The sequence below is a fragment of the Sphingobium sp. TomTYG65 genome (genome assembly GCF_055395525.1).
This window is the reverse complement of sequence record NZ_AP027330.1, coordinates 2581226-2607456: the sequence shown is the minus strand read 5'-3', so window position 1 is coordinate 2607456 and position 26231 is coordinate 2581226. Positions and strand designations below refer to the sequence as shown.

At 61.4% G+C, this 26231-nt stretch carries 30 protein-coding genes, 1 tRNA gene and 1 riboswitch; of the genes, 11 read left to right on the top strand and 20 right to left on the bottom strand.

What is annotated here, in order from left to right:
- Positions 1-94 precede the first annotated feature (94 nt).
- The 5 genes from ACZ5Y5_RS12930 to ACZ5Y5_RS12910 form a co-directional block, all read right to left on the bottom strand.
- Positions 95-991: an aldo/keto reductase gene (locus ACZ5Y5_RS12930; RefSeq protein WP_464809014.1), complete on the bottom strand. Its 897-nt coding sequence runs from the start codon at positions 989-991 to the stop codon at positions 95-97.
- Entirely contained in the window at positions 988-1569 is a 582-nt protein-coding gene (locus ACZ5Y5_RS12925) for a type 1 glutamine amidotransferase domain-containing protein (protein ID WP_464809013.1), read from the bottom strand. Before ACZ5Y5_RS12925 ends, ACZ5Y5_RS12930 begins: the two co-directional genes overlap by 4 nt.
- A 39-nt stretch (positions 1570-1608) precedes the next feature.
- A complete protein-coding gene (locus ACZ5Y5_RS12920; RefSeq protein WP_464809012.1) occupies positions 1609-1941 on the bottom strand; it encodes an FmdB family zinc ribbon protein in 333 nt (110 codons plus the stop codon).
- An 80-nt stretch (positions 1942-2021) separates the two neighbouring features.
- Entirely contained in the window at positions 2022-3176 is a 1155-nt protein-coding gene (locus ACZ5Y5_RS12915; protein WP_464809011.1) for a glutathione-independent formaldehyde dehydrogenase, read from the bottom strand.
- A gap of 54 nt (positions 3177-3230) precedes the next feature.
- Positions 3231-3596, bottom strand: coding sequence for a putative quinol monooxygenase (locus ACZ5Y5_RS12910; protein WP_464809010.1), 366 nt, complete (start codon positions 3594-3596; stop codon positions 3231-3233).
- 48 nt (positions 3597-3644) lie between these two features.
- On the opposite strand from ACZ5Y5_RS12910, the gene ACZ5Y5_RS12905 reads away from it, so the two are divergent.
- Positions 3645-3782 carry a hypothetical protein gene (locus ACZ5Y5_RS12905; protein WP_464809009.1) on the top strand — a complete coding sequence of 46 codons (138 nt, stop codon included), beginning with the start codon at positions 3645-3647 and terminating at the stop codon, positions 3780-3782.
- A gap of 297 nt (positions 3783-4079) precedes the next feature.
- Here ACZ5Y5_RS12905 and ACZ5Y5_RS12900 read toward each other — a convergent pair.
- A tRNA-Leu gene (locus ACZ5Y5_RS12900) sits at positions 4080-4166 on the bottom strand.
- Positions 4167-4315: 149 nt separating this feature from the next.
- On the opposite strand from ACZ5Y5_RS12900, the gene ACZ5Y5_RS12895 reads away from it, so the two are divergent.
- The gene (locus tag ACZ5Y5_RS12895; RefSeq protein ID WP_464809008.1) at positions 4316-4795 is read left to right on the top strand and encodes a hypothetical protein; all 480 of its coding nucleotides are present in this window, start codon (positions 4316-4318) and stop codon (positions 4793-4795) included.
- 48 nt (positions 4796-4843) lie between these two features.
- Here ACZ5Y5_RS12895 and gltB read toward each other — a convergent pair whose 3' ends face one another.
- From gltB to ACZ5Y5_RS12870, 5 genes are all read right to left on the bottom strand, one after another.
- The gene (gltB, locus tag ACZ5Y5_RS12890) at positions 4844-9382 is read right to left on the bottom strand and encodes a glutamate synthase large subunit (protein ID WP_464809007.1); all 4539 of its coding nucleotides are present in this window, start codon (positions 9380-9382) and stop codon (positions 4844-4846) included.
- A gap of 101 nt (positions 9383-9483) precedes the next feature.
- Complete coding sequence (locus ACZ5Y5_RS12885) at positions 9484-10935, bottom strand: NAD(P)-dependent oxidoreductase (RefSeq protein WP_464809006.1); 1452 nt, start codon at positions 10933-10935, stop codon at positions 9484-9486.
- A gap of 163 nt (positions 10936-11098) precedes the next feature.
- The gene (locus ACZ5Y5_RS12880) at positions 11099-11908 is read right to left on the bottom strand and encodes an undecaprenyl-diphosphate phosphatase (protein WP_464809005.1); all 810 of its coding nucleotides are present in this window, start codon (positions 11906-11908) and stop codon (positions 11099-11101) included.
- A gap of 161 nt (positions 11909-12069) precedes the next feature.
- Positions 12070-13005 (bottom strand): complex I NDUFA9 subunit family protein, encoded by a 936-nt coding sequence (locus tag ACZ5Y5_RS12875; protein ID WP_464809004.1) that lies wholly within the window; start codon positions 13003-13005, stop codon positions 12070-12072.
- Between the two features lie 102 nt (positions 13006-13107).
- On the bottom strand, positions 13108-13686 hold the full coding sequence (locus ACZ5Y5_RS12870; RefSeq protein WP_464809003.1) for a TMEM165/GDT1 family protein: 579 nt from the start codon (positions 13684-13686) through the stop codon (positions 13108-13110).
- A gap of 99 nt (positions 13687-13785) precedes the next feature.
- Positions 13786-13913, bottom strand: a riboswitch (yybP-ykoY riboswitch).
- Positions 13914-14263: 350 nt separating this feature from the next.
- Between ACZ5Y5_RS12870 and ACZ5Y5_RS12865 the strand changes: the two genes are divergently transcribed.
- Entirely contained in the window at positions 14264-14674 is a 411-nt protein-coding gene (locus ACZ5Y5_RS12865) for a type II toxin-antitoxin system PemK/MazF family toxin (protein ID WP_324058160.1), read from the top strand.
- Positions 14675-14840: 166 nt separating this feature from the next.
- Here ACZ5Y5_RS12865 and ACZ5Y5_RS12860 read toward each other — a convergent pair whose 3' ends face one another.
- Together ACZ5Y5_RS12860 and ACZ5Y5_RS12855 are read right to left on the bottom strand one after the other, a co-directional pair.
- Positions 14841-18233: a phage tail length tape measure family protein gene (locus tag ACZ5Y5_RS12860; RefSeq protein WP_464809002.1), complete on the bottom strand. Its 3393-nt coding sequence runs from the start codon at positions 18231-18233 to the stop codon at positions 14841-14843.
- A gap of 737 nt (positions 18234-18970) precedes the next feature.
- Positions 18971-19333: a hypothetical protein gene (locus tag ACZ5Y5_RS12855; protein ID WP_464809001.1), complete on the bottom strand. Its 363-nt coding sequence runs from the start codon at positions 19331-19333 to the stop codon at positions 18971-18973.
- Between the two features lie 224 nt (positions 19334-19557).
- On the opposite strand from ACZ5Y5_RS12855, the gene ACZ5Y5_RS12850 reads away from it, so the two are divergent.
- Positions 19558-19812 (top strand): hypothetical protein, encoded by a 255-nt coding sequence (locus tag ACZ5Y5_RS12850; RefSeq protein WP_464809000.1) that lies wholly within the window; start codon positions 19558-19560, stop codon positions 19810-19812.
- A 46-nt stretch (positions 19813-19858) separates the two neighbouring features.
- Here ACZ5Y5_RS12850 and ACZ5Y5_RS12845 read toward each other — a convergent pair whose 3' ends face one another.
- Positions 19859-20053, bottom strand: coding sequence for a helix-turn-helix transcriptional regulator (locus ACZ5Y5_RS12845; RefSeq protein ID WP_464808999.1), 195 nt, complete (start codon positions 20051-20053; stop codon positions 19859-19861).
- A 202-nt stretch (positions 20054-20255) separates the two neighbouring features.
- On the opposite strand from ACZ5Y5_RS12845, the gene ACZ5Y5_RS12840 reads away from it, so the two are divergent.
- Genes ACZ5Y5_RS12840 through ACZ5Y5_RS12830 form a run of 3 tightly spaced genes read left to right on the top strand, consistent with a single transcriptional unit; the run spans position 20256 to position 20889 of the window.
- Entirely contained in the window at positions 20256-20465 is a 210-nt protein-coding gene (locus ACZ5Y5_RS12840; RefSeq protein WP_464808998.1) for a helix-turn-helix transcriptional regulator, read from the top strand.
- On the top strand, positions 20462-20656 hold the full coding sequence (locus tag ACZ5Y5_RS12835; RefSeq protein ID WP_464808997.1) for a helix-turn-helix transcriptional regulator: 195 nt from the start codon (positions 20462-20464) through the stop codon (positions 20654-20656). Before ACZ5Y5_RS12840 ends, ACZ5Y5_RS12835 begins: the two co-directional genes overlap by 4 nt.
- Positions 20656-20889 (top strand): helix-turn-helix transcriptional regulator, encoded by a 234-nt coding sequence (locus ACZ5Y5_RS12830; RefSeq protein ID WP_464808996.1) that lies wholly within the window; start codon positions 20656-20658, stop codon positions 20887-20889. Before ACZ5Y5_RS12835 ends, ACZ5Y5_RS12830 begins: the two co-directional genes overlap by 1 nt.
- Before the next feature lie 667 nt (positions 20890-21556).
- Here ACZ5Y5_RS12830 and ACZ5Y5_RS12825 read toward each other — a convergent pair.
- On the bottom strand, positions 21557-21727 hold the full coding sequence (locus tag ACZ5Y5_RS12825) for a hypothetical protein (RefSeq protein ID WP_464808995.1): 171 nt from the start codon (positions 21725-21727) through the stop codon (positions 21557-21559).
- Positions 21714-22070 (bottom strand): hypothetical protein, encoded by a 357-nt coding sequence (locus tag ACZ5Y5_RS12820; protein ID WP_464808994.1) that lies wholly within the window; start codon positions 22068-22070, stop codon positions 21714-21716. Before ACZ5Y5_RS12820 ends, ACZ5Y5_RS12825 begins: the two co-directional genes overlap by 14 nt.
- 332 nt (positions 22071-22402) lie before the next feature.
- Between ACZ5Y5_RS12820 and ACZ5Y5_RS12815 the strand changes: the two genes are divergently transcribed.
- Positions 22403-23068 (top strand): SOS response-associated peptidase family protein, encoded by a 666-nt coding sequence (locus ACZ5Y5_RS12815; RefSeq protein ID WP_464808993.1) that lies wholly within the window; start codon positions 22403-22405, stop codon positions 23066-23068.
- Here the strand turns inward: ACZ5Y5_RS12815 and ACZ5Y5_RS12810 are convergent.
- Complete coding sequence (locus tag ACZ5Y5_RS12810) at positions 23065-23427, bottom strand: low affinity iron permease family protein (protein WP_464808992.1); 363 nt, start codon at positions 23425-23427, stop codon at positions 23065-23067. The two genes, ACZ5Y5_RS12815 and ACZ5Y5_RS12810, sit on opposite strands and share 4 nt — an antisense overlap.
- Before the next feature lies 1 nt (position 23428).
- Positions 23429-23614, bottom strand: coding sequence for a hypothetical protein (locus ACZ5Y5_RS12805; RefSeq protein ID WP_464808991.1), 186 nt, complete (start codon positions 23612-23614; stop codon positions 23429-23431).
- 86 nt (positions 23615-23700) lie between these two features.
- Between ACZ5Y5_RS12805 and ACZ5Y5_RS12800 the strand changes: the two genes are divergently transcribed.
- A complete protein-coding gene (locus tag ACZ5Y5_RS12800; RefSeq protein WP_464808990.1) occupies positions 23701-24147 on the top strand; it encodes a ferritin-like domain-containing protein in 447 nt (148 codons plus the stop codon).
- Positions 24148-24303: 156 nt separating this feature from the next.
- Positions 24304-24561, top strand: a complete 258-nt coding sequence (locus ACZ5Y5_RS12795; protein ID WP_464808989.1) for a DUF6894 family protein — start codon at positions 24304-24306, stop codon at positions 24559-24561.
- A 183-nt stretch (positions 24562-24744) separates the two neighbouring features.
- On the opposite strand, the gene ACZ5Y5_RS12790 is transcribed toward ACZ5Y5_RS12795, so the two are convergent.
- Both ACZ5Y5_RS12790 and ACZ5Y5_RS12785 read right to left on the bottom strand, forming a co-directional pair.
- Positions 24745-24924 carry a hypothetical protein gene (locus ACZ5Y5_RS12790; RefSeq protein WP_464808988.1) on the bottom strand — a complete coding sequence of 60 codons (180 nt, stop codon included), beginning with the start codon at positions 24922-24924 and terminating at the stop codon, positions 24745-24747.
- The gene (locus ACZ5Y5_RS12785; protein WP_464808987.1) at positions 24921-25808 is read right to left on the bottom strand and encodes an ATP-dependent DNA ligase; all 888 of its coding nucleotides are present in this window, start codon (positions 25806-25808) and stop codon (positions 24921-24923) included. Before ACZ5Y5_RS12785 ends, ACZ5Y5_RS12790 begins: the two co-directional genes overlap by 4 nt.
- 142 nt (positions 25809-25950) lie before the next feature.
- Here ACZ5Y5_RS12785 and ACZ5Y5_RS12780 point away from each other — a divergent pair, with 142 nt between their 5' ends.
- A complete protein-coding gene (locus ACZ5Y5_RS12780; RefSeq protein WP_464808986.1) occupies positions 25951-26172 on the top strand; it encodes a WGxxGxxG family protein in 222 nt (73 codons plus the stop codon).
- Positions 26173-26231: the final 59 nt, after the last annotated feature.

Below are 26231 nucleotides of genomic sequence, written 5' to 3'. Positions count from 1 at the left end.
ACCGAGCTCCAATCGTAAGCAGACCTAGTCACATTGATCCGATCACTGTCTTCCCATCGGGACCGGCCCTTGACGTCGCCACCACGCGTTGGGATTACAGCACGGGAAGCCGCGGCGGCGGTGGGCCGAGCGGGAAAGCCGCGTCAACCCGCTCGATCTCGGCTTCGGTCAGCCGCAACGCGGCGGCGCCCGCATTCTCGGCTACATGCTCCGGGCTGGACGCCTTGGGGATGGTGAACAAGGACGGCCGTCGCAGCAGGAAGCGAAGCGCCACCTGGCGCGGGGTCGCACCGTGGTTTGCGGCAATTTCCCCCAATATGCGGCCGCCCGGCGAGCGCGGGCTGGGGAAGTTGTCATGACCGAACGGGCTATAGGCGACCGTGGCGACGCCGTGCTTTTCACACCAGGGCAGCACGGCATGCTCGATCGCGCGCTCCTCCAGATTGTAGAGAAGCTGATTGCACGCAATCCGGCCCTTGCCGCCGGCCCTCCAGGCCGCTTCGAGATCGGGTACATCGAAGTTGCTCACGCCCCAGGACAGGATTTTGCCTTGTTCGCGAAGCTGCTCAAAGCCAGCAAAGGTATCCTCAAGCGAGTGCGGACCGGGCCAGTGCAGGAGATAACAGTCCAGCCGGTCGGTGCGCAGGCGCGCGAGCGAACGCTCGCAGGCCGCCACCGTTCCGGCACGGGAGGCGTTGCTCGGCAAGACCTTGGAGACGAGGAAGACTTCATCGCGCCGACCGGTGATCGCCTCGCCAACCACATCCTCGGCGTCCCCGTACATCTCAGCGGTGTCGATATGAGTCATGCCTAAGTCCAGACCGAGACGCAGGGCGCCGACTGCGGTCGGCCGGTGCGCGTCGTCGATATACCAGGTTCCTTGGCCAATCACCGCGACCTCTCGCAGGACGGAACCGAACGGACGGCGTTCAATGCTGTCCGACCTGGGCAAAGAAGGCTGGTGCTGTGGAGTGCCGACTGCGGCGCTCACTCGGCCGCTGCCTGCCGCGATTGCGCGCGTGCCCGGGCGAACAGGTTGATCGCCTCCCGATTGAAAGCCGGGATGTCGTCGGGCTTGCGGCTCGTGACCAGGCCCTGATCGACGACGACCTCTTGATCCACCCACTCCGCACCGGCGTTCTGGAGGTCGGTCTTCAGAGATGGCCAGGAAGTCAGGCGCCGCCCCCGAGCAGCGCCCGCCTCGATGACAGTCCAGGGTCCGTGGCATATCGAAGCCACCGGCTTGCCGGCGTCGAAGAACGCCTTCGCGAACGCGACTGCGTCGGGCAGCATCCGAAGCTGGTCGGGGTTGATGACGCCGCCCGGCAGCAGGAGGGCGTCGAACTCCTCGGGCCGGGCGTTTTCGAGGGGCACGTCCACCGGGAAGGTGTCGCCCCAATCCGTGAAGTTCCAAGCCTTCACCTGCGCCTCTTTGGGCGAGACGAGCCTTGTATCGGCGCCTGCATCGTCGAGCGCCTTGCGCGGCTCCGTCATCTCGACCTGCTCGAAGCCGTCCGTCACCAGGATCGCGACCTTGAGGCCGTTGAGGGTTTCAGTTTCAGAAGCCATGTCGGTTCTCCATTCAACAAAGATTGGGTGTGACTGCCCTCACCGCACGCGCCGATGCACCGGCCCGCTGGACGAGAAGATGCGACCGCCATTCGAGGAGATTGCGCCCGGGGTAGGCGACCTGCGCACGCAACAGCCGCAGCCGGCGGGGTGAACGGCTTTCGTGACATGTTGGCTGCTCTCATCAGGCTCATGCGAGGGGAGGCCGCTGCGCCGGATTGAATTCATGCCGGTGATGGCGGGTGCTCCCATAATCGTCCGCGCTGCCGCAGCTCCGCAGGCGGGGCAGGCGCAGGGGTCGCGGAACTCGGCCATTGGACGCATTGCCGTGAACGGCCCGCATGCTGGGCAACTATAGTCGTAGTTCGGCATGGCGTTCCTCGATGCAAGTGGTGACGGAGAGCGTGGGTGGCGGAGCGGCCGGAGTAGCGACCGCCTGCCCGGATCGGCCGTCATGCGGCGGTCTTGAGCACCACCTTGGTCCAACCATCATCTCGCGCGTCGAAATGCCGGTACGCATTCGGCGCCTCATCCAGCGGCAGTTCGTGCGACACGATGAACGACGGCTTCGCGCGCCCGGTCGAGATCAGGTCGCGCAGCTGCCGGTTATAGGCCTTCACGTTGCACTGCCCTGTTCCGATCGTCTGCCCCTTGAACCAGAACAGGCCGTAGTCGAAGACGATCTCGCCCTGCTTGTAGAGCGGGTCCTGAGGGGCCGGATCCTGAGGCACATAGACGCCGACCACGCCGATCCCGCCGGTAAATTTCACCGATTTGACCAAGTCGTTCATGGTCATGTTGGGGTGCTCGTGCCCCTGCGGGTCGTGGGCCTGGTAGCCGACGCACTCGCAGCCCCTGTCGGCGCCGATCCCGTTCGTGAGTTCCATCACCTGATCGACCGGAGAGCCCTTAGAATCGTCGATGGCAAGGGCGCCGACGGATTCTGCCAGCCGCAGCCGGTCGGGATGGCGATCGACCACCATGACCATACAGGCGCCCTTGATCATGGCAGCGTGGGCAGCCATGAGGCCGACCGGTCCGGCTCCATAGATGACGATCGACTCGCCGGGACGCAGTCCCGCGAGTTCGGTAACATGCCAGCCGGTCGGGAAAATGTCGGCCAGCATCACATAATCATTTTGCTGCTCCTCCGCGGCCGGGGGTAGCTTCAGGCAGTTGTAGTCGCCATACGGGACGCGAAGAAGGTCGGCCTGGCCGCCCCGATAAGGTCCCATGTCGGCGAAGCCGTACGCCGCCCCGGCCATGTTCGGAACGACGCTTCGATCAGCCGTCGTCAGGCAGAAGGCGCTCAGGCCCCGCTCGCAATTCTTGCAAAATCCGCAGCCGATGTTGAAGGGGATGGCGACCCAGTCCCCGACCTTTACTCGATCGACCGCCTCCCCCACTTCAGCCACCTGACCGAGATTCTCGTGTCCGAACACGCCGCCACGCGGGAAGTCGGTGCGGCCCTCGAACATGTGAAGGTCGGAGCCACAGATGTTGGTGCTGGTGATCCGTATCAGAACGTCGGTCGGCCTCTCGATCCGCGCGTCCGGCACATCCTGCACCGCCACGTCTCGGGGGCCATTGTAGACAACTGCCCTCATGACATTCTCCTATAAGTGAACTGATGAAAGGTCATCGACCAGCGCCGGCAAGCATCACTCGCTCACCTGACCGCTCTCCCCCGGCAGTTTGTAAGCCAGGACCTGCGCATCCTCGATCTTGGGCGCACCCTCGAATAGCTCGGGGGTGCGGGCGATAAGGGCGCGTCCGACTTTGCCCGCGAGATGAGCAAGGCGCCCTGTGTTGCTCGGGAAGGTATCGAAGATCGCAAAGTCGTGCTGGCCGAAGCGCACAGCATACCAGGTGGTCGTGTCGTGTTCCTCCATCACTGCTCCGAGGCCGTCACGCAGGAAGGCCTCGACCTCATCGCCCTTGCCCTCCTTGGCGCTCAGGCGGACAAACAGCGCCTTCACCACCGGTGCAGATGCTTCAAGCGTCGTTTCAGGTGCAGCGGCATCCATGCGAATCTCCTTTCGATGCTGGGATGGCTATGCACTCGCCGCCAGGCCATGAGCATTCGCACGTTTCCTAAGGAACCCTACGAGGGCCAGAAGCATTGCCGCTACGCCGGCAAGTTGCCTGAAAAGATCGGTGAGGATCTCGGACACGCCATGATCGGCATCGGTCGGCTTTGTCGTGGATGTTGACGTCCTAAGCGGCGGGGGATCGATCTAGCCCGTGAGCGCCGGCTAACGACCGACCAGGGTCGAGCCCGGCCTGCTCAGATGCCAGGCGGACCAGCGTGGATCGTCCAACCATCGGCCGAACCACAGTGAGGCCGGGTTATTCTCGATGGAAAGTGCCGCCGTTCCTATGCCGCCAATCGAGCGCGGAGCCGCGTCCCTGGCTTCAGGCAGAAAATACGCTGCGCAATGCCGCGCAGCCGCGCCGCATTTACGCGGGACGCCCCCGAGGGGTGAATTTGGTTTGCTTTCAGAATTGAATGGTGCGGTCGAGAAGACTCGAACTTCCACGGCCTTTCGGCCACAACGACCTCAACGTTGCGCGTCTACCAGTTCCGCCACGACCGCACATTTCAAGGGGAACCGGCGGGGCCGGCACCTGGCAGGAGCCGGCCCTTAGCAAAGGCTTTGTCCCCATGCAACAACCGATCTTCATGCGCGTTTCTTTTGCCGAAGTTGATGATGGATAGGGCGCGGGCGTAAAAGGAGAAGGTCGCATGTCTGCCCGTTTCTGGTTGTTCAGCATGGCAAGTGCAGGGGTTGCGTTGGCAAGCGGGCTGGGGCTCGGCCTCTACGCTACAACTCCTCCGCGCGTGGCGTTCGACGATGTGGAATCTTCCTATTCCGCTCCGCAAGAGAGTGTCGCGCAGCCGGATACGACAGGCTTGAACGGACCCACTGAAATAACGTGCCGGGGCTGCGGCCCTACATTGGCGGACAGGCAGATGGCCGCGATGATGAGCGGCGGATGGACCGGCTATGACGATCCTGTCGTGCGAGATTATATGGCGCAGGATTATCAGCCGGATGAGGATCAGCCGTTGCAGCCGGAATATGTCCAGGCCACGCCAATCCGTCAGCTGCCAGCGAATATCGAGCGATTTGCCGCGGGTGAGAGCGACGCGCCCCAGCCTGTCCAGATCGCGCAAGGCAGCATCGCCGCACCTGCTCCGCCTGTGACCGCCGCTTCCTATTAAGACAAAAAAAGGGGAGCGAGACTTGCACCTCGCTCCCCCTGATCTTCCTTATTCCGCCGCGACGACCTCTGCAGGCGTATCGCTCAGCGGATGGGTCAGCCGGTGGACCATTTCCTTCGGGCAAACCTGCCAGAAATAGCGCCTCCAGCGATCCCAATCGTCCAGGATGGTGTTCGACCACTTGCTGTCGGTCGTCACCGCATGCTCGGCGATCAGGGCCTTGAGCTGCGCTTCCCAATGGGCGCTTTCCAGCCGCTGCCACACGATGCTTTCCGGGTTGGCGCGCTGTTCGAAGCTGCCATCCTCATCGAGGATGAAGGCCATGCCGCCGGTCATGCCCGCGCCGAAGTTCGCGCCGGTCTTGCCCAGAATGACCGCCGTGCCGCCGGTCATATATTCGCAGCCATTGGCGCCGCAGCCTTCTACGACCACCTGCGCGCCCGAGTTGCGGACGGCGAAGCGTTCACCGGCCTGACCCGCCGCGAACAGCTTGCCCGCGGTCGCGCCGTACAGCACGGTGTTGCCGATGATCGTGTTGTCCTTGCTCGACAGCGGCGAGGAGACGGTCGTGCGCACGACGATCGTGCCGCCCGACAAGCCCTTGCCCACATAGTCGTTGGCGTCGCCAAAGACTTCAAGCGTGATGCCCTTGCACAGGAATGCGCCCAGCGACTGGCCCGCGCTCCCCCGCAGGCGCACGGTCAGATGCCCGTCCGCCAGCGTGGACATGCCGAACCGCTCGGTCACGGCAGCCGACAGGCGCGTGCCGACTGCGCGATGCGTGTTGCGGACCGTATAGGTCAACTGCATCTTCTCGCCACGCTCGAACACGGCCTTGGCGTCGCGCATCATCTGCGCGTCCAGGCTGTCGGGCACTTCGTTGCGCCATTCGGTCAGCGAGAAGCGGCGCTGTTCGTCGGGCGCATCCACCTTCGCCAGAATGGGGTTGAGGTCCAGGTCGTCCAGATGTTCAGCACCACGGTTGACCTGCTTCAGCAATTCGGTGCGTCCGATCACTTCGTCCAGGCTGCGATAGCCCAAACGCGCCAGGATTTCGCGCACTTCCTCGGCGATGAAGGTCATGAGGTTGATGACCTTCTCCGGCGTGCCGGTGAACTTCTGGCGCAGCTTCTCATCCTGCACGCAGACGCCGACCGGGCAGGTGTTGCTGTGGCATTGGCGCACCATGATGCAGCCCATCGCTACCAGCGACAGCGTGCCGATGCCATATTCCTCCGCCCCCAGGATCGCGGCGATCACGATGTCGCGGCCGGTCTTGAGTCCGCCATCGGTGCGCAGCTTGACGCGATGGCGCAGGCCGTTGAGCGTCAGCACCTGATTGGCTTCCGACAGGCCCATTTCCCATGGCGTACCGGCATATTTGATCGACGTCTGGGGCGACGCACCCGTGCCGCCGACATGGCCCGCGATCAGGATGACGTCGGCATGCGCCTTCGCCACGCCGGCCGCGACCGTGCCGATGCCTGCCTGGCTGACCAGCTTCACGCAGACGCGGGCACGCGGGTTGATCATCTTGCAGTCGTAGATGAGCTGCGCGAGATCCTCGATCGAATAGATGTCATGGTGCGGCGGCGGCGAGATGAGCGTCACGCCGGGCGTCGAATGGCGCAGCTTGGCGATGAACTCGGTCACCTTGAAGCCGGGCAGCTGACCGCCTTCGCCGGGCTTGGCGCCCTGCGCGACCTTGATCTCGATCTCTTCGGCCGAGCCCAGATATTCGGCATGGACGCCAAAGCGGCCCGACGCGATCTGCTTGATCACGCTGTTCGCATTGTCGCCATTCTCATAGGGCTTGAAGCGGTTCGCATCCTCGCCACCTTCGCCCGACACGGCCTTCGCGCCGATGCGGTTCATGGCGATCGCCAGCGTCTCATGCGCCTCCGGAGAGAGAGCGCCCAGCGACATGCCCGGCGTCACGAAACGCTTGCGGATCTCGGTCGTCGCCTCGACCTCGTCAATCGGCACCGCTTCGCGCGCGAAGTTGAACTCCAGCAGATCGCGGAGATAGACCGGCGGCAGGTCGCGCACACCGCGCGCGAACTGCAGATAGGTCGAATAGCTGTCCGTCGACACCGCCGTCTGGAGCAGGTGCATCAGCTGCGCGGAATAGGCGTGGCTTTCACCGCCATTGCGCTGGCGGTAGAAGCCGCCGACCGGCAAGCGCACGGCCGCGCTGTCATAGGCCGCCTCATGGCGCAGCTTCGCGCTATAGTGGAGCGACGCATAGCCCTCGCCCGAAATCTTCGCAGGCATGCCGGGGAAGAGATCGTTGACGAGCGCGCGGGACAGGCCCACCGCCTCGAAATTATAACCGCCGCGATAGCTGCTGATGACCGCGATGCCCATCTTGGACATGATCTTCAGCAAGCCCTCGTTGATGGCGATCCGGAACCGTTCGAAACACTGGTCGAGCGCCAGGTCGCCGAACAGGCCGCGCGCGTGGCGGTCGGCGATGCTCGCCTCGGCCAGATAGGCGTTCACCGTGGTCGCGCCGACGCCGATCAGCACCGCGAAATAATGGGTGTCGAGCGCTTCGGCGCAGCGCACGTTGATCGACGCATAGCTCCGCAGCCCCTTGCGAACGAGGTGCGTGTGCACCGCCGCCGCCGCCAGCACGCCAGCGATGGCGACCCGTTCCGCATTGACATGCTCGTCGGTCAGGAAGATTTCGGTGCGGCCTTCGCGCACGGCCTGCTCCGCTTCCTCGCGGATGCGGCCGATCGCCGCGCGCAGCTGCTCCTGCCCGCCCTCGGCCGGGAAGGTGCAGTCGATTTCCGCCACCGCCGGGCCAAAATGCGCCTTCAGCCGCGCCCATTCGGACGAGGTCAGAACCGGCGAATCCAGTACCAGCACATGGCTGTTCTGCGCATCCTGCTCCAGGATGTTGTGCAGGTTGGAGAAGCGCGTCTTCAGGCTCATCACATGCCGTTCGCGCAAGCTGTCGATCGGCGGGTTGGTGACCTGGCTGAAATTCTGGCGGAAGAAATGGCTGACGGTGCGCGGCTTGTCGGAGATGACCGCCAGCGGCGTGTCGTCGCCCATCGAGCCCACGGCTTCCTTGGCATCCTCGACCATCGGGGCGAGGATCAACTCCATATCCTCCAGCGTCATGTTCGCCGCGACCTGGCGGCGCGTCAATTCCGCCTTGTCCCATGTGGGCAGAGCGGTGCCGGCGTCGGGCAGATCGCCGACGGTCATGAAGTCCTTGATCAGCTCCGCATAGGGCCGTTCGCTCGCGATCTGGTCCTTGATCGCGCGGTCGTCGTAGATCTCGCCTTCCTGCAGATCGACGGCGATCATCTGCCCGGGGCCCATGCGGCCCTTTCTAACGATGGTGGTTTCGGGAACGACGACCATGCCGGTTTCCGAACCCACGATCAGCAGATTGTCGCCCGTCAGCGTATAGCGCAGCGGACGCAGCGCGTTACGATCGACGCCCGCCACGACCCAGCGGCCATCGGTCATCGCGAGCGCAGCGGGACCATCCCACGGCTCCATCACGGACGCGAGATATTCATACATGTCCACATGGGCCTGCGGCGTTTCGCCTGCCGCAGCCTGCCATGCCTCGGGCACCAGCATCAGCTTGGCCGTCGGCGCGTCACGGCCGGAACGGCAGATCGCCTCGAACACGGCATCGAGCGCGGCGGTATCCGACGCACCGGCCGGGATCACAGGCTTGATGTCTTCGGAATGATCCCCGAAGGCCAACGAAGCCATCTTGATCTCGTGGCTCTTCATCCAGTTCTTGTTGCCGCGGATCGTGTTAATCTCGCCATTATGCGCCAGCGTGCGGAATGGCTGGGCCAGCCACCATTGCGGGAAGGTGTTGGTCGAATAGCGCTGGTGGAAGATCGCGACACGGCTTTCGAACCGCTCGTCCTGCAGGTCGGGATAGAAGACCGACAGCGATTCGGCGAGGAACAGGCCCTTGTAGATGATCGACCGGCACGACAGCGAGCAGATGTAGAAATCCTGGATCTGCGCGGCGATCACCTTCTTCTCGATCCGGCGGCGGATGAGGTAGAGGTCCTTTTCGAACTCGGCAATGTCACGCTCTTCGGGCATGGGCCCGGCGATCATGATCTGCTCGATCTCCGGGCGCGTACGCTGCGCCTTTTCACCGATGACCGACACGTCCACGGGGACCTGGCGCCAGCCATAGATGGTGTAGCCCGCATCGATGATTTCGGATTCAACGATCGTGCGGCAGGTCTCCTGCGCAGAGAGGTCGGTGCGCGGCAGGAAGATCATGCCAACGGCGAGGCGGTTGGGCAGCGGCTTATGCCCAGAATCCGCAATGGCATCGTCAAAGAAGCGCACCGGAAGATCGACATGGATGCCCGCGCCGTCGCCGGTCTTGCCGTCCGCATCGACCGCGCCGCGGTGCCACACAGCCTTCAGCGCATCGATCGCCGAAGCAACGACACGGCGGCTCGGACGGCCATCCGTCGCGGCGACCAGGCCAACGCCGCAGGCGTCGCCTTCCATCTCCGGGTGATACATGCCCTCGGCGGCAAGGCGCGCGCGCTCTTCGGGGCTCGCCATATAGGGGGTGTTGGCCATGAATGCCTCCTCGTCGTTCCGTTCGGTTCGAGCTTGTCGAGAATTTCTACGCCCCGTTCTCGACAAGCTCGAACTGAACGGGTGAAATGGATTGAAGCCGGTTAGGCTGCTTGCCTCTCGCCAGCCGTCGCCTTGGCCTTCGCCTTCAGGTAACGGTGCATATGCTCGGTCACGTCGCGACCGTCGCGGATCGCCCAGACGACCAGCGAAGCGCCGCGTACGATGTCGCCAGCGGCGAACACGCCATCCATCGACGTCATCATCGTCTTGTGATCGACGCGCAGCGTGCCCCAGCGGGTGACCGACAGATCCTCCGCACCGAACAGCTTGGGCAGTTCTTCCGGATCATAGCCCAGCGCCTTGATGACGAGGTCAGCGTCCATCGAATATTCGCTGCCCGGATCGGGCTCGGGCGCGCGACGGCCGGAGGCGTCGGGCTGGCCCAGGCGCATCTTGGTCACCTTGACGCCGGTCACATGATCGGTGCCCTCAAACGCGATCGGCGCAGAAAGCCAGACAAACTCGACGCCTTCTTCCTCGGCATTCTGCACTTCGCGCTGCGATCCCGGCATATTGTCGCGGTCACGGCGGTAGAGGCACTTCACCGAGGTCGCACCCTGGCGGATCGCGGTGCGAACGCAGTCCATCGCCGTGTCGCCGCCGCCGATGACGACAACCTTCTTACCATTGGCGTGCAGCGTGCCGTCCTCATGTTCGGGCACCGCATCGCCAAAGCCAGCGCGGTTGGAGGCGGTCAGGAAGTCGAGCGCCTTGACCACGCCCGCCGCGCCGACGCCGGGCGCCTTGATGTCGCGCGGCTTGTAAACGCCGGTTGCAATCAGGATCGCATCGTGGCGGCTGCGCAACTCTTCGAGAGACGCGTCGCGGCCGACTTCGAAGCCTTCATGGAAGATGATGCCGCCATCCTTCAGCCGCTGGACGCGGCGCATGACGACATCCTTTTCCAGCTTGAAGCCGGGGATGCCGTAGGTCAGCAAGCCGCCCGCGCGGTCATGCCGGTCATAGACATGCACCTCATAACCGGCGACGCGCAGATATTCCGCCGTGGTCAGGCCCGCCGGGCCAGAACCGATGACGCCCACCGATTGGCCCAGCGGCTTGCCGGGGACCAGCGGCTCGACCCAGCCTTCCTTCCAGGCGGTGTCGGTGATGAATTTTTCAACGCTGCCGATGGTGACGGAGCCATGGCCGGAAAATTCAATGACGCAATTGCCTTCGCACAGACGGTCCTGCGGGCAGATGCGGCCGCAGATTTCCGGCATGGTGCTGGTCAGGTTGGACAGTTCATAGGCTTCGCGTAGCCGTCCCTCGGCAGTCAGGCGCAGCCAGTCGGGGATATGGTTGTGCAGCGGGCAATGAGTCGAGCAGTAAGGCACACCGCACTGCGAGCAGCGCGATGCCTGCTCTTCCGCCCTTTCCAGCAGGAAGCTGCGGCTAATTTCCAGGAAGTCGTCGGCGCGATCATCGGCCGAACGCTTCTCGGGATAGGCCTGGCCCGTTCCCACGAATTTCAGCATCGGATTGTCAGCCATGAGGAGTCCCTAAAATGAAGTCAGGGCGCACATAGCAGAAAAACCCGCAGAGTCACGCGGATTCTGAGAATTAAGGCAGCTTTGATGACCTAAATTTGGACGATTTTTCGGTCGTTTCGGCGGCGACTGTAAAATTGACGCAATATTTGGTTCCGATACGGACCTACCTCACTACCAGCCAGATCAAGGCGCCGACTCCAGCAACGATGCGATACCAGGCGAAAGGAGCGAATCCGTGGCGGGAGACCAATCCCACGAACCAACGGATCACCAGCAGCGCAACGATGAAGGAGACGATGAACCCCAGCGCGATACTGTCCCACCCCACCGTGGCGGATGTGATCTGATCCCCCTTTTTCAACAGTTCCAGAGTGGTGGCGCCCAGCATCGTGGGAATGGCGAGGAAGAAACTGAACTCCGCCGCCGTACGCCGCTCCACGCCCAGCGCCAGCGCGCCCATAATCGTCGCGCCTGACCGGCTTACGCCTGGAACCATCGAAATACATTGGATCAAACCGATTCCAAGCACCCGAACGAGCGGAATATCGGCGATGCCATGAAAGCGCCCGGCCTGGATCATCCGTTCGATCAGCAGGATCGCCACGCCGCCGATGATCAGCGCCCAAGCCACCACCTGGGGTGCGCCCAGCAGCATCTCGATATAATCATGCAGAGCGAGGCCAATGATCGCAGACGGAATGAAGGCGATCACCAGATTGCGCAGGAACCGCCAACTCGCCGGCTCGCGCCGGAGCAGACCCATGCCGACCGCCCAGAAGGTACGCCAGTAAAGCACCACCACCGCTAGGATCGCGCCCAACTGGATAACGACGTTGAACATCGCCCAGACCGAAGCATCATAACCCAGCAGCTCGCTCGCAAGGATCAGGTGCCCGGTCGAGGACACCGGCAGAAACTCGGTGAGCCCTTCGACGATGCCAAGCAAGATGACCGTCAGATAGTGCAGGTCCATGGGCGGCTCTGATCCTTGAATTGAAAGGGGAGATCCGCCCCGGACGGGACGGACGCAAGATAGGCGGGCCTATTGTGCAGAAGCACAGGGCGCGCGCAATGGCCGCGCAGGCTCATCGACCGCGCCATCCCATCGTTCCGCCGACCGGCACGCCGCCTGACTCAGGCTTTTGCGCGTCCCGCAAAGCGCCCGTGGCGGCGATAGCGTACCAGCCAATTTTCGGCGACCGCTTCCATGGGTGTCGGGGAAACGCCCAGTTCGGCCAGGCCAAGCGCGCCCGGCGCAACGACATTGTCGCTCTGCAACATCGCATATTGATCGCGCGTGATCGGCGCGCCCGGCAACCAGCCAAGGCTGGCGATCGTCGATGCGATGGAAGGGGGTACGGCGAACAGGGTGCGATCACGGCCGATCGCCTTGGCGATCCAGCGGTTGAGTTCGATCATGCTGATCTGCCGCGGCCCGCCCAGTTCGAAGGTCTTGCCGCCGTGACGGCCCGGATCGGCCGCGGCGTTGGCGATCGCCTCCGCAACGTCGGCGACATAGACCGGCTGGAACTTCGTTTCCGCGCCAATCACAGGCACAACCGGAAGGCGGCTGATCAGGTCAGCGAAGCGATTGAGGAACTGATCCTCCGGGCCGAAAATGATCGAGGGGCGGATGATCGTCGCCTGCGGGAAAGCGGCTTTCACGGCAGCTTCCCCCGCAGCCTTCGAACGGCCGTAAGCGGACGGGCTCTGCGGATCGGCGCCGATGGCCGATACATGGACCAGGGCCTGCACGCCTGCTTCCGCAGCCGCCTTCGCGACATTGGCCGCGCCGTCATGATGCGATCCTTCCAGATCGCCGCTCAACACGCCCACCAGGTTGATGACGATGTCGCTACCCGCGATTGCGCGCGCGACGCTTTGCGGCTTGCGAATGTCTGCTGCGACGAGCTGCTTCTGGCCGAGGGCACCCAATGGCTGCACGCGCATCGCCCCCGCCAAGTCCCGCTGCGCCACGCGCACGCGCGCGCCGCGTTCCATCAGCGCCTGAGCAACCTGACGGCCGAGGAAGCCGCCGCCGCCGAACACCGTAACCAGACTGTCCTTCATCACGCGTTCCATGCCTGTCCTGCTTGGGGAATGAGTGCAAGGGCTCCCCTTGCAACAGCCGCCGCCCGCTGACAACAGGCGGGCGGCTACCGAGGTTGATTTTTAACCGATCCAGCCCTGAAGATCAGCAATCATCCACAGGCCAAGGCCCAGGAACAGCAAGGCCGCGCCGACCTGGAGCGCGCGCATCGGCACCTTCTTCGCCAGCGCCTCGCCAAACAGCACCGCAGGGACATTGGCGATCATCATGCCGAGCGTCGTACCCGCCGTCACCGCAAAGACATTCTCGAACCGCGCACCGAGCGCCACCGTGGCGACCTGCGTCTTGTCCCCCATTTCGACCAGGAAAAAGGCGATCAAGGTGGTGAGGAACACACCTGCCTTGGACGGGGCCTTCAGCGGCTCATCCTCATCGATCTTGTCGGGGATCAGCGTCCAGGCCGCCATGGCGATGAAGCTCGCCGCAACGGCATAGCGGAACCAGCCCTGCGTCAAAACGCCTGCTATCGAATGGCCGACCAGCGCTGCCAGGAAATGGTTGGCGAGCGTCGCGAACAATATGCCCATGATGATCGGCACCGGTTTGCGAAAGCGGGTGGCGAGCAGCATGGCCAGCAATTGTGTCTTGTCGCCCATCTCGGCGAGCGCGACCAAGGCGGTGGAGGTGAAGAGAGCTTCCATCAGGTTCAATCCGGGCCGGGCGAAGGGTTAAAAGACACAATGCCACCGCCTCTTCCCGCCCGGCCGGACTGGGAAAAGCCGATGCCATTGGTCTCGCCCGATACGGTCCGCCCGAGCCTGCGCCCGTCCAATCGCATCCCGCATGCCACGGCCTCTCGGCCAAATATGTTGACATGCGGCCCGTTCGATAAAGCCGAACGGCTGGCTACTCCCCAGATGACCGGACGCGCTTACGGGAGATTGATGGCGGAAACAAGCTGGTTCTCGGCCAGAGGCGAAATGAGGGAACGCTCATCAACAGGACACAGAAGCCCCAGCCACAATCTGGCGAACCACGTAGGATAAGTGAGTTAGTGGTGCCGGGGACGGAGTCGAAAAACGAATAGAAAACGGCGGTTTAAGGCGAGTTTTCGCGTGCAGTTCTTAACTGTGGCCCCCTAGGTGGCCCCCAAAAGATTTTGCTGGCCCGGTTGGGGAGGTCTCAGCAGCGCGAATCATGCCCCGCTCCATACAGCCCTAAGGGATTGGCAAGCCACCAGGTAAGTGGCTAAACAGCCCGCCCTAACGGGGGCGTTCCTTGAAGTATCCGGTAAAGCCAAAAACTATCTTGCTGTGCGACTATAGCGCGGGAGGCTTTCGGCCTCCTGAGATGGTCAAAAAGCGCCCGGCCATCGTGTTGGTTGGCGCTTTACCTGGTCGCAACAATCTTCACACGGTTGTTCCGATGAGCGGAACTGAATCTGAGGAAAGCAAGCGATATCACTGCCGGGTCGAACTAGATGAGGCGCTGCCCCCTCCGTTTGACGAGCGGGTCTGGTGGATCAAGGCGGATATGGTCTGCACCGTAGGCCTGGATCGGCTGGACCTTTTCCAGACTACGCGAGATCAGTATGGAAAGCGTAAATATCTTAGTAACTTACGTGTGAGCGACCAGAATTTTGAACTGGTAAAAGAAACAGTTAGGTACGCGCTCGGCCTCGGTGGTTGACATTGGCCACCTGCCGAATCATATAGGCCAAGATTGCTCAGGAGCATGCTCGCTGAGCCTCAAGACCTCTTCGGAGGCAGCTACGCTGCCGGGCGATAACAAGCCATAGCGTAGCCCAGATCTAACCCCCAAGTCGCAAGGCTTGGGGGTTCTCTGTTTCCAGTCCCTATCGACTCAACGCATCCTGGAACGCGCGCCGGTTACGGGTAACGAGATTCAACATCGCCTTTTCGCCGCTGCGGGTATTCAGAATCGCCTGCGCAGCCTCGTCAGGATCGAAGCTGTTGACGATCTTGATCAACTGCTCATGGCCACCCAAGCCACCATTTGCCCGATGGCGCGGGTCTGAGGCCGTCAGCACCTCTTCACCCTTTTGCAGGATGGCTGGCACCTCGTCAGGCCGGAGTCCGGCGACGCCGCCGGTGTGGTAGCGCGTGGCGTTCGCAATCCAGGCCGGAGCAATGGGCCGGCTTGGCGCGGCCGTGAGACCGACAACGCCGCCGGTGTGGAATATCTGCCCCGCATCCAGCGAACCTTGCGAGAAACCCGTGCCTCGGAACCCGCCGCCGCCGCCCACGGCGCGCAACACGGTACTAATCAGATTCAGGGCGATCTGCTGCTGAATCATCTTCGCGATCTGCTGTAGGAAGTCGGCCGCGAATTCCAGGAAGGCGTTTTTCAGGGCAGTGAACGCGTTCTTCCCTGCGGCGAGGGACTGCGCAAAGCGATCGAAGGCATTGACGGCCGTGTTTTTGAATACCTCAGCAATCTGCTGCCCGGATACGCCAAGAACGTGTAGCCAACTCGCCGTCGCCGCCTGCGCAGTCTCCAGCCCAGAAATGATCGTGTCGATCTTCGTCTGGGTATCCAGCAGCGGGTCATCGCCAGGCTTCAGCGCCTTATAAAAGTCGATAGCGTTCCCGATCGCATCCCGCAGCTTCGAATTGACGGTATCAAGCTGAGGAAGGAGCGCGTCGGCCGCCCCGCTGTTGCCTTGCTCCCGCTGGAACGTGATCTGACTCTGCAGCGCGTCCCGTTGCGCCGTCAGGTCACTAACCGGCTTGTCGACAGCATCACGGGCAGCCTTGGCACGCGCCTCGATGCCCTTCGTTGCTTCATATTCCAGTTCAACCTGCTGCCGGATGGCGGCCGCCTGCGCCTCATTAAATCGCAGCCCATCCTTGCCAGCTTTCGCCCGTGCATCGGCGATAGCCTTCTGCACCTCAGCTTCGCGTTGGGCATCAATTAGCGCCTCACCACTGAGACCGCGTTGGGCATTGGCAGCATCAATATTCCGCTGCCTAGATGCAGCCTCCTCGCGCAGTGACCGATTGAACGCATCCTGCTTCGCCTGCAGATCGGCTGCCACCTGCGCCGCGCCTTGGTCGACTGCCAGGTTAGGCGAACCCAGCATATCGGCTTCGAGGTTGCGGCGTCGCGCGTTGGCCCCTTTGTTGTCGCCGGCGAGACCGCGAACAGCAGCGGCGATTTGTTCATTACTGCCGGCCTTCACCGCGCCGATGATGCGATCTGGCAAGCTGCCGTAGTTGTAAGCGATCGATGTTAGCGCCGCCTGCTGAGATGGCGAGAACTGCGCAAAGCGTTCGCCGCCGATCTGCTGCTTAACGACGTTCGTGAATTCCTGGATTCGGCGTTCCAGGTCGCGCGCGGCACCTTCACGTGTCACCGTGTCGCCCGCGGCCACCTTGCGGAATGAACCGTCTGGATTCGTGATCGTGCTGGACCCAAAGCCGAGACGCAGGGCGTTGCGATCCCATTTCGCGGTTGATTGGAAGCCTTCGAACTGCTTCAGCAGTGACATCGCCTGCGCGGGAAACGCCATGGCTGCCTTTTGGGCGCGTTCGGCGGCGTCGGCCTGCTGCTTCTTATACTGGGTGAGCTGCTCCTCCAGCCGCAGCCGCTCCTGGGTCACGCCCGCATTCACGAAATCGGCGCGGTCGCCAGCGGTCGCGCGCGGGAAGCGTTCCGCGGCTTCCAACTCCAGCTCCCGGCGCTTCGCAGCGAGCTTATTCTGGATAACGGCTTCGCTGGTGACCTTTCCAGCGGCAACCGCCTGACGCTCAATCGCATCAGCAATATCCTGCGCGGCCTTCTTCTGCGCTTCCGTCATGACAGGCGACGCGCTGCCGCTGGACTGCCTGAACGTGGCGGGATCGATATTCGTCGCGCGCCCACGCGTCAGACTGTTCGGAAACGCCGGAGCGCCGTTGCCGCCGCTAATGGCGTCGCCTATCCGGTTGCCGATCGCCGTTCCGATCAGCGACGGGTTAACGGCGAAGGTCAGCAGATCGAAAACATCTTTCGCGCTGAGGTTTTCCAGCGAGCCGGCCAGGCCGTCCACTTTCTCGGCGAGCGTATCGAACAACTCGCCCAGTGCCTGCACCGGCTGGCTGTTCGACAGCACCGCAAGGGCCTTATCCCAAGCTGACTCGAGATTTCGCGCAGCCCGAGTCCACGGCCCATTCGCCTTGTCTGCTACCTCGTCCAGCTTTCGCGTTGCGATGTCACGCGCCACCGATCGCGCCTCTTCCGCGCGGCCGGCTTCATATAGCGCCTGGATTTGTTCGCGCTGAGACGCGGTATAGACGTTGGTTGCATCGTCAAGCTTCTTGACGGCATCCCATCCCCCGGAGAAGGCGTCCCCAACCTGCTTGGCTGCGTCGGCTACATCGATGCCGAGGATGTCAGCAAGGTCCTGCGCGGCTTTGCCCAGCTCGACAATCCGAGTTTCATCAAACCCGTCCTTTATCAGGACGCGAACAACCTTCAGCGCATTTTCAGCAGACAACCCATATTGGTCGAGCGCCTCAGCGGCAGCGTTTAGTCCGGCTGCCGTGTTGAGGCCGCCGTCAGCATCAAGGGCGAGCAAGCCGCCAAGCTGCCGGATGCGCTCGGCACGGTCATAGGCATCCTTCAGCGTGACGACGATGCCAGCCAGGATAGCACCAAAGGCGATTGCAGGACCTGACGCCAAGGCGCCAAAAACCGCTGCTCCGACGCGGGGGAATAGCTGCAGGATCTGCCCGCCTTGCTGGCCCAAGGTCTGAGCGAGCGACGTGCCACTGGCGAGCTGCGTCACAACGTCATTCACCTGATAGCTCAGATTCGTTAGTTCGTGCGGTTGGAGGCCAAACAGCGCGGGCCTGCTGCCGGATTGCCCGAATGCCTTCAGTGCGCGCTTGGCGTCGCCGTCCAGCAGCTTCAGGCCGGCGCTAAGTTCCTCGGCAGAGATTTTCCCCTGCTTGAAGAGGTTGTTCAGTTTCGCCTGTTCGGCCGATAGCCGTGCTTCGATCGCGGCGACCGGATCAAGCTGCGCCCGCAATCGAGCGGCCGCATCAGCCATAGCGCGCTCTTCCGCAGCAGCATCCGCCATGGCAGCGGCGCCCTGCTTCACGCGGGCTTCAAAGATCTGGTGCGCAACCGCAGCTTCCCTCAGTGCCGCAGCCTCTTCACGTGCTGCCAGCGCCTGGAACGATGCGCCGTTATCGGTCGCACGCCCATTGCCGATGCCAGTTGCGCGGCGCACCGATTCCGCCACCGCAGCGGCCGCGTCTCGGGCTGCGGCTGCGCGAAGTTCCTGAAGCTGGATCTCGCGACGGGCAAGCGCTTCGAAGCCGGCGCCATTGTCGGTTGCGGCGGGGCGGCCCGTGCCGGTGACGCGCTGAACATTCGCAGCGGTCTGCGCGACCGCTGCCTGGTCGCGTAGCGCCTTTGTCTGCAATTCGATTTCGCGGCGCGCTGCGGATACCGCGGCCTCCACGGCGTTCGCCGTGCTGCTGACTTTCTGCAGTGATGATGCGCTGCTGTTCAGCCCGGCTTCCTGCGTCGCGATTGACCGGGCGAGTTTATCGATCTGCCCGTTCAATCGATCATATTCGGCAGCAACGAGCTTGATCTGCGACAGGCGGCCGGATTGGTCGCGCCCGGCGGATACAATGGCATCAGCCCCATTAAGGCGCTGCATAGCCGCTTCTGCTGCGCTGGCCTGAGCCTGTAGCGCCTGCAGTTCCTGCCGTTGTCCAGCGATTGCGACTTTCTGCTTAGTGAAGGCGGTTTCCGCCCGTTCGGCCCCACCGGCAAGCGCGGAATAAGCCTTATCCAGCGTGTTGAGTACCGTTGCGAGCTGGCTGATATTCTCGCCAGTGTCTTCCGCAGAACCGGAGACCTTATTCTGGATACCGTATAGCTTATTCAGGGCACCCGCTACGGCATCGATGGTTTTCTGCGCCTCATCACGGGCGCGGATGACGAGTTGAACGTCTTTAGACCGGCTGCTCATTGATCGTTGCTCCCCACCAGCGTCAGATGAGCCTTGGCAGCAGCGGGAGTAGCGGGGGTCAGGCGGCCGGCTGCGATCTGCACCAGTTCGAGAATATGAGGGCTGCGGCTGGTGGCTTCGATGCATCCGAGTGCCGCGATCATATTCATCATACCGCCGGGCTGAACCTCATCGACAGAGACGCCTCGCCCAATTGATGCAAGGTGTCGCACCAGCTCGGAATTCTCAAAGATGATGCGGGTGATCGTCTCGATAAGCGGCCCATTGGCAGACTGATCGCTGGAGGCAATCTGCTGCGCGGCATCGGGGAAGCTATCCAGCAATCGTACGAGTTGCTGCGGGGTAACGGGATAAGCCATTTGTCGTCGCTCCATGTCTCCCCCTTCCTGCCGAATACCAAAATCAACACGAAAAGTAAAACACCGTCAAAGTAACGCTTCAGTTGACTAAAGAGTCACGTCTTTATTGACTCAGTTACCGTATGGTGCGGATGGTACGATTTAGGCTAGACTCCAATGAAGTGGCATGAGACAACATGAGCACGACCTAGCGAGTCGTTATACTTCATTCGGGGGAATTCATTATGTATGACGTTACTGCAGAAACCGAGCTGGATATGTCGGATCTGAAGGCGGTTTATTGGGAACCGGTTCGCACTGGCGACTATACGAGAGACTGCGAGGCCGGGGCAATCGCCGCTAAGGCGCTACTGGAGCGGATGCGTGAGGAGGATAACCCGATGCCTTTTCTCGCCGCATTCCGTGAGGCCTGCGAGGGCGGCGTCGTCGGTGGATTTGAGATCGGGTTTGCTACAGCAATCGGGATCGCGACGTTGTGAGGCAAGCAAGGTCGGGATGCGGCAAACATATCCCCGTCCCGACCTTTCAGTCTTCGCCGATCAGGGACTGTTGCCAGGCTTTGATCTCGGTCGAGAGCCAGAAAACCCGGGTGCAGCCCTCGCCATAGCGACGGGAAGCTGGAAACCGACCGTCAGCAATCCGCCGGTAAATTTCAGCCCTGCTGAGGCCGACCATCTCTGTCACCTTTGAAAGCCGCCAAAATTGAACTTCTTCACTCATTCCCAACCCCCCACAAGAACATGATAGTGATTTGCGCATGTGGGGCTGTTGGTCAATGCATTTTTGTAATGATTACAAGATCAATAAAAAAGTGATTACACAACTTATACTCACGCTTTTCGTGATTTTAGGCAGGATCATCAAAACAGGTTCACTGATCCATTGATTGGCACTATGATGATGTTTTGCAGAGTGGGCCGTCATGGTTGAAGATCTCGAATTCTGGCCGCTGAAGGTCGTGGTCAAGAAGGTTGGTCTCAGTAAGACTGAAATTTACCGCAGGATTGCTGAAGGGCGTTTCCCTCAGTCGAGATCGTATCGCGATGGAGGCATGCGGAAATTCTGGCTCTCGACCGAAGTTAGAGAATGGCAGCAGGCGTTAATCGCTCCGACCGAGGAGCATAGACGATGACTGATGATCTTGAATTTTGGCCGCTGAAGCAGGTTCTGAAACGAGTGGGGCTCAGTAAAACCGAGATTTACCGACGCATGGCTGACGGCCGTTTTCCAGATGGTCACCTTTACGGTGGTGAAGGGTCGAAAAAGTTTTGGCTCGCGAGCGAAATCAGAGCCTGGCATGCAAAACTTCTAGGTGAAGAATGATGCCCGCCACGCTCAGTTGCCCATCGGCTATAGATCTTGAATTCTGGCCCATGAAGCTCGTGGCGAAGAAAGTCGGCCTGAGTCAGACGGAGATTTACCGCAGAATTGCTGAAGGACGATTTCCTCAGGGCCTTCATTACGGAGACGGTGGCAAGCGGAAATTTTGGCTCTCGACCGAGATCATTGAGTGGCAACAGGCTGTTCTCGCTAAGAATGGCCGCGAGTTCGAATGATCGGGGACTGCAAAAAGCCCCACCTCAACGAGGCAGGGCCAGTTTGGGTCGCAATGCAGGAAACCTGCGGGCGGTCTAACCGGCGACCAAACTTACTGGTTCCGCGGTAAAATTAACGCCCCTGCCCCATTATGGGACAAGGGCACTACATTGCGACCGTCTGGCTTAGGCTAATGCCGGTTTCCAGAATACGCGCGGCCATACGCTCAGGTTCCGCCGTGCTCCAGCGTGGGCGCCCCAGACAGTTGGATCAGAACTGTACCGCCTCGTGACCAACCGCTGCAGCGATCTACGCTGCCATTGGCAGGATGATCGGATAAACCGCTTCTCGTTCCCAAATCACTCGGGCCTTTAAAGCTTCAACTAAAGGCCGATATGCCGCCCTGAACCCGGCTGGATCTTTCCAGACGCGTTCACCCTTCTCTATGCGTTCCGTCATAGCGTTGAAGGCGCGGAGAGCAGGCGCAGTCTCTGAGATCACGCTTCATCATCCCCCTGATCCGTGTCCTCCTCAACATGAACGGTGATTCCCCACGGGCGTAGAAAACCCTCGGGGATATCGCCGCGATATGTCACAAGCTGACCTAAATTATGCCCGATTCCAGACACCATGTTTTCGCGTTGGCGAACCCGTACCCTGCTCCCGCCTAAGACGATGTAGAAACGATCAGGAACCTTCATCACTCTCCCGCCGCTTCGCAAGCGCCAGCGCTCCGATCATGAAGGGGCCATCATCGCGCCGCCCTTCTCTGATCTGCTCATAGAAGGGGGGATCGCCTATTCCGCGCGCCTCCAATTCGGAAGCGACCGCGTCACGAACCTCTTCAAGCTTCAGCATCTGCGAACGCCGGAAATACATTGAAGTCTTCAGGGGTGAGCGGCCGGATTGCGAGCGCTGCCCATACATCAGGCGCGGCTTCCTTCAGATCAACGCCGCAATCCTGTGCTTCAGCCCAGATCTCGTACCGGGCGCGCAGCGCGGCAGTCACGGTGGCAGGATCTTGCCCCGTGAAACCGCTGACGAAAAGTGGCAGTTCCTCAGGGTGCTTCCGCTCCCGCATAATGGCGACAAAGCCTGTTTCCATCTGATCGGCGTTGCTGAACTTCACCGTGTTGAGGTGATCACAGAAGCTCTGCCAGACGGCATAGGGTGCATCCCACTCGGGGCGCTCAACGGACATGATCGGCTCCTTTCGATTCGCGTCCGCAGTGTAGAACAAAAGTGGAACACAGAGGAGTCCGTTCAGCCGGGTTTAGCTTCACCTACACTCACCCGCTGCCCGCTCACCAGCCGCTGCCCAAATTCACGAAGCCCAGCATGGCGAGAACGACGATCGTCAGAATAGCGGAGATGAGCAGCGAACCAAGGCAGCCCAGCCGATTGGAGAAAAAGAAGAACATCGCGGTCTCCTAATAGGGACTGAAGATAGGCCCCGGCCGCTCCGATTGTTCCCTGCGCTCTGCACGCAGCTAGCCGGTTGACTCCACCCTCCTCGTTTTCCACCTTACCCGCATGTGCAACCGGGCTGAACGCGGCGACACGCAGAAGGTGCTGAACCTGTTCGGCGCGAAGAAGAGCGCGCGGTTCAACGAAGGGCCGCTCCAGATCCACCCAGCCCAGCCTGGGACGGTCATCCGGCTTGAAAACGGCGAACGCGTACTGGAGCAGATGACCTGGGGCTTCCCGCTCTCGCAGAAGAGCAAGAAGACGGGGAAACCTTTGAAGCCCAAGCCGGTCAACAATGCCCGGTTCGACAAGCTGCACAACTTTTTTTGGAAATGGGCTGCTTCGAAGCCCGAGCATCGCTGCCTGATCCCGACCGCGCGCTACTGCGAAGCCTGCGGCGAGCCGGGCTGCATGACCGAGACCTGGCTGTCGGTGAGGGATCAGCCGATCTTCGCCTGGGCGGGCCTGTGGGCAAACAGCGATGAATGGGGCTCGGTGTTCACGGGGGTGATGACGGACAATGCGCCTGAGCTTCACCATGTTCACGACCGATCGCCGGTCATCATCGATCCAGCAGATTGGGACTTCTGGCTCACAGCACCGCTGGAGGAGCTTTACCGGTTCGACCGACCGTATCCCGCTGAGCGGCTAGCGGTCGAGCATACCACTACACCTTGGTTCCAGCGGAAGGCGGCACCAGCCCTTGGAGGCGAGGGCCGGACATTGCTTTAATCCTTCTTGCGCAACCGCTCCGTGCTCTCTTCCACCACCGCCCGCACCCGTTCGATCTCTTCCTCGCTCCGGTTCTCCAGCCCGATCAGTGCATTTCGGGCGTCATGGTTGACCTTAATGAGTTCATCAATTTTGGCTTGAAGCGCTGCCCCGTCGCGGTTCTGCGTTGCTTGCAAGATCGGTAGGAGAAGCAAGGTGAGGATGCTGATCGCGAGATTGGCGCCGCCAAGAAAATGATCATCACCGGAGGCATAAGCGAGGATGCCGGCCGCTGAGATACCCAAACACGCTGCCAACATTCCGGGCTGACCCGAGAAGCGAGCGCAGCCTGTAGCTACCCGATGGAACCACTCCTTCATGTCAGCATCTCGCTTGGCGTTCCGGGTTCATCACTTCCGCCACAGCGTCATAGCTCTCTTGAAGCTCCAGCTTCCGACCGTCAGCGAACACCACCAACGTGCCATCATCGCAGGGCTGGAAATAGTCGATCTGATCCATGTTGATGGTGACGGGGTTGCCGTCGCAGAGGGTAAATTCGGCGAGCACGACTTCCTCCTTCTCCAGTGATCAACGTGTCGCGGACCTTTCCGTTGCGGCGGCCGTTGGAATGGCTCAATCAGAAGGAGAACCCGATGAGCACTGACAGCACAATCTCGACGCTTAACAGTCTAATCAAGACGACGCTCGACAGTATGAAGGGCTTCAGGGATGCAGCGGAGGATGCAGAGAGCACACAGTTCTCGTCCCTCTTTGCCGACTTCGCGCGAGAGCGCAGCGAGGTCGCCACGGCTCTTCAGGCCGAAGTGAGGCGGCTTGGCGGCAATCCGGAAGATGACAGCAGCTTCCTGGCCGCAGCTCACCGGACGTTCATGGATTTGAAGCAGGCCTTTACCGGCAAGGATGACAAGGCGATCATCCAAGAGGTTGAGCGTGGCGAGGATTACATCAAAGGCAAGTTCGAGGCAGCCCTGGCAGAAACCGATCTTGATCCCTCGTCCCAGTCAGTCGTGGACCGTGCGTACCAGTCCGTGAAAGCCGGTCATGATCGCGCCAGCGCACTGAAGCACAGCTTGGCCTGACGTTCTGGGGCTGCCCTGCTGAGGCGGCCCCATCTCACTAAAATAGCTGCTCGTGGTCCCCTTCCTCTCAGCGATGGGCTTTTGCCGATCGATAACATAGGCAATCTCGTCGCTCGATCGCAGTGAACCGGATGCAATCCTCTGCTTTCAAACAAAATGCCGCACTATCGTTTTCAAATTGACAATGGGGTCAGCCACGATCCCGGCACCATTTTAAGCCTGCCCGACCTCGCCCAAGCGAGGTTGGAAGCCGCTCGCCTTCTGGGCGACGTCGTAAAAGAGGAGGCCCGGCGCCTTTTGGAGACCCGGCAGCTGAGGGTCATCGTCACCGATGGCTGCGATCTCATCCTGTTCGAATTGATCGTTGCTGCAGTGGACTCGCCTGGCGCTGCGCCTCTCCTCACAAGTGGCTAAAAGCGTCGACGAAAGTGCGACTTACCAGGCTCACTTTACGCCTCACGCACCCAGAATGGAGAGGCGTTACGGCACCATCTCATCTCATGTTATCAGATACCTTGTTGAAAGTATTTCCGTGCTTTCCGATCAAACGGGCCACCGCGCCGATCCGGTGACCGCGATCAATGCGGCAATCAACATTCATTGCACCGGCAATGATTCATGCCCCGGCTCTTCATGATGCAGCACATCGCCGAGCCTGCGCATATCGACCGCCTGACCGCAAGATGGACATAGGTAGAAATGCTCCACCTCATCCTGCACCTGCGGATATTCGCAGCGGAGCGCGTTCAACTCCTCGCGCGACAAGTCTTCGATCATAGCAGCTCCATCACGGTTGCATGTCGCAGCTTCTCCTCGCCGCGAAGATGCCGCACCTTCGCTCGAATAACCGGTTCGACCCATTCCGCTGCCTTGCGTTTATCAATGCGCAACGCCGGTCCTGGCCGACGCAAGCCTTTGATCACCCCCCAGAAGCGCTCCCGCTCGTTCGCCGTCAGCGTGAGCATCGCTCCACCCGCATATTCCAGCCCGTGAGGCGTCTCGCGGGCGCAGAGCGCTGTAGTGGGCCCGAACCCCTGCTCAGTCCCGACAATCACGAACTCTTCTACCGTAAACGCCTTGGTCTTGACCCAGGAGGTGACGTAGCCACTCCGGTAACGGCTGTTGGCCTGCTTCGAGACGATGCCCTCCAAGCCGAGCGATTCGGCGCGATGGAAGAACTCTGGGCCGTGCCCGACGATATGGTCGCTAAACTGGATGCGGAAAGCAGGGTCGTGCTCGCCGATCATATCCCGCAGCCGTGCGCGCCGACCAACGCAGGGTTCGCGCCGGATATCACGGCCGTCTGTCATCAGCAGGTCGAAGGCATAGAAGACGAGCCGGTGCGGGGCCGATGCGATCGCGCTGCGCACAGCATGGAAGTCGGAGGTGCCTGATTCGCTTTGCACAATGATTTCGCCATCGAGGAGCGCGGGCGCGCCGGGTAGCTGGCGTGCGGCGCCGAGGATCAGCCGATATTTCTCGGTCCAGTCACGGCCGTTGCGGGTGAAGGCGCGGCTATCGGGGCCATTCAGCAGCAGCTCTGTCCGATAGCCGTCATATTTGATCTCGTGAATCCAGTCGTCGCCCTCGGGCGCAGAGTCGATGAGCGTCGGCTGCATGGTGGGCACGAAGCCCAAGTGAGGAAGCGACTTTGCCAGCATGAGTCCGCGACTCCCGCCGATCGAGTCGGGTTCCCGTCTCGGCGATAGCCCTGGATGAGCTAGTGTTCACCTAAGTTCCATTCTGGAACCGCAGTACGCGACGGGCTGTTCCGGAACCCCCACAACACAAGGATGCGCCACAATGAAGCGAGTTTCTATCTCGGCTGCGGCAGCTGTCCTTTTTCTGCTCAGTCAAATCCCGCTGGCAGCGCAACCCGCCGGCATAACCTCCGACCCCGCTGCGACGCGGGATGCAGGAGACGACGATGACTTTCCCATCGGGCTTCTAGGCCTACTCGGTCTTGCTGGATTGCTCGGGCTCAAGCGGCGGGATACTGGTATTGGAACAACTGCGCGCCATTGAACCGCACCTACAGTCGGCCCGGCAGAATTCCAAATCATCATCCGTGGTATGCTGAGGCC

Bases quoted from the DNA above. Each gene is read 5' to 3' on its own strand.
- ACZ5Y5_RS12815 (WP_464808993.1), top strand. From the start codon at position 22,403: ATGTGCAACCGGGCTGAACGCGGCGACACGCAGAAGGTGCTGAACCTG.
- gltB (WP_464809007.1), bottom strand. From the start codon at position 9,382: ATGGCCAACACCCCCTATATGGCGAGCCCCGAAGAGCGCGCGCGCCTT.
- ACZ5Y5_RS12820 (WP_464808994.1), bottom strand. From the start codon at position 22,070: ATGTCCGTTGAGCGCCCCGAGTGGGATGCACCCTATGCCGTCTGGCAG.
- ACZ5Y5_RS12810 (WP_464808992.1), bottom strand. From the start codon at position 23,427: ATGAAGGAGTGGTTCCATCGGGTAGCTACAGGCTGCGCTCGCTTCTCG.
- ACZ5Y5_RS12855 (WP_464809001.1), bottom strand. From the start codon at position 19,333: ATGGCTTATCCCGTTACCCCGCAGCAACTCGTACGATTGCTGGATAGC.
- ACZ5Y5_RS12920 (WP_464809012.1), bottom strand. From the start codon at position 1,941: ATGCCGAACTACGACTATAGTTGCCCAGCATGCGGGCCGTTCACGGCA.
- ACZ5Y5_RS12895 (WP_464809008.1), top strand. From the start codon at position 4,316: ATGTCTGCCCGTTTCTGGTTGTTCAGCATGGCAAGTGCAGGGGTTGCG.
- ACZ5Y5_RS12835 (WP_464808997.1), top strand. From the start codon at position 20,462: ATGACTGATGATCTTGAATTTTGGCCGCTGAAGCAGGTTCTGAAACGA.
- ACZ5Y5_RS12875 (WP_464809004.1), bottom strand. From the start codon at position 13,005: ATGAAGGACAGTCTGGTTACGGTGTTCGGCGGCGGCGGCTTCCTCGGC.
- ACZ5Y5_RS12800 (WP_464808990.1), top strand. From the start codon at position 23,701: ATGAGCACTGACAGCACAATCTCGACGCTTAACAGTCTAATCAAGACG.
- ACZ5Y5_RS12870 (WP_464809003.1), bottom strand. From the start codon at position 13,686: ATGGAAGCTCTCTTCACCTCCACCGCCTTGGTCGCGCTCGCCGAGATG.
- ACZ5Y5_RS12790 (WP_464808988.1), bottom strand. From the start codon at position 24,924: ATGATCGAAGACTTGTCGCGCGAGGAGTTGAACGCGCTCCGCTGCGAA.
- ACZ5Y5_RS12845 (WP_464808999.1), bottom strand. From the start codon at position 20,053: ATGAGTGAAGAAGTTCAATTTTGGCGGCTTTCAAAGGTGACAGAGATG.
- ACZ5Y5_RS12905 (WP_464809009.1), top strand. From the start codon at position 3,645: ATGAGCATTCGCACGTTTCCTAAGGAACCCTACGAGGGCCAGAAGCAT.
- ACZ5Y5_RS12795 (WP_464808989.1), top strand. From the start codon at position 24,304: ATGCCGCACTATCGTTTTCAAATTGACAATGGGGTCAGCCACGATCCC.
- ACZ5Y5_RS12840 (WP_464808998.1), top strand. From the start codon at position 20,256: ATGGTTGAAGATCTCGAATTCTGGCCGCTGAAGGTCGTGGTCAAGAAG.
- ACZ5Y5_RS12830 (WP_464808996.1), top strand. From the start codon at position 20,656: ATGCCCGCCACGCTCAGTTGCCCATCGGCTATAGATCTTGAATTCTGG.
- ACZ5Y5_RS12785 (WP_464808987.1), bottom strand. From the start codon at position 25,808: ATGCTGGCAAAGTCGCTTCCTCACTTGGGCTTCGTGCCCACCATGCAG.
- ACZ5Y5_RS12915 (WP_464809011.1), bottom strand. From the start codon at position 3,176: ATGAGGGCAGTTGTCTACAATGGCCCCCGAGACGTGGCGGTGCAGGAT.
- ACZ5Y5_RS12885 (WP_464809006.1), bottom strand. From the start codon at position 10,935: ATGGCTGACAATCCGATGCTGAAATTCGTGGGAACGGGCCAGGCCTAT.
- ACZ5Y5_RS12910 (WP_464809010.1), bottom strand. From the start codon at position 3,596: ATGGATGCCGCTGCACCTGAAACGACGCTTGAAGCATCTGCACCGGTG.
- ACZ5Y5_RS12825 (WP_464808995.1), bottom strand. From the start codon at position 21,727: ATGCTGAAGCTTGAAGAGGTTCGTGACGCGGTCGCTTCCGAATTGGAG.
- ACZ5Y5_RS12850 (WP_464809000.1), top strand. From the start codon at position 19,558: ATGTATGACGTTACTGCAGAAACCGAGCTGGATATGTCGGATCTGAAG.
- ACZ5Y5_RS12925 (WP_464809013.1), bottom strand. From the start codon at position 1,569: ATGGCTTCTGAAACTGAAACCCTCAACGGCCTCAAGGTCGCGATCCTG.
- ACZ5Y5_RS12880 (WP_464809005.1), bottom strand. From the start codon at position 11,908: ATGGACCTGCACTATCTGACGGTCATCTTGCTTGGCATCGTCGAAGGG.
- ACZ5Y5_RS12780 (WP_464808986.1), top strand. From the start codon at position 25,951: ATGAAGCGAGTTTCTATCTCGGCTGCGGCAGCTGTCCTTTTTCTGCTC.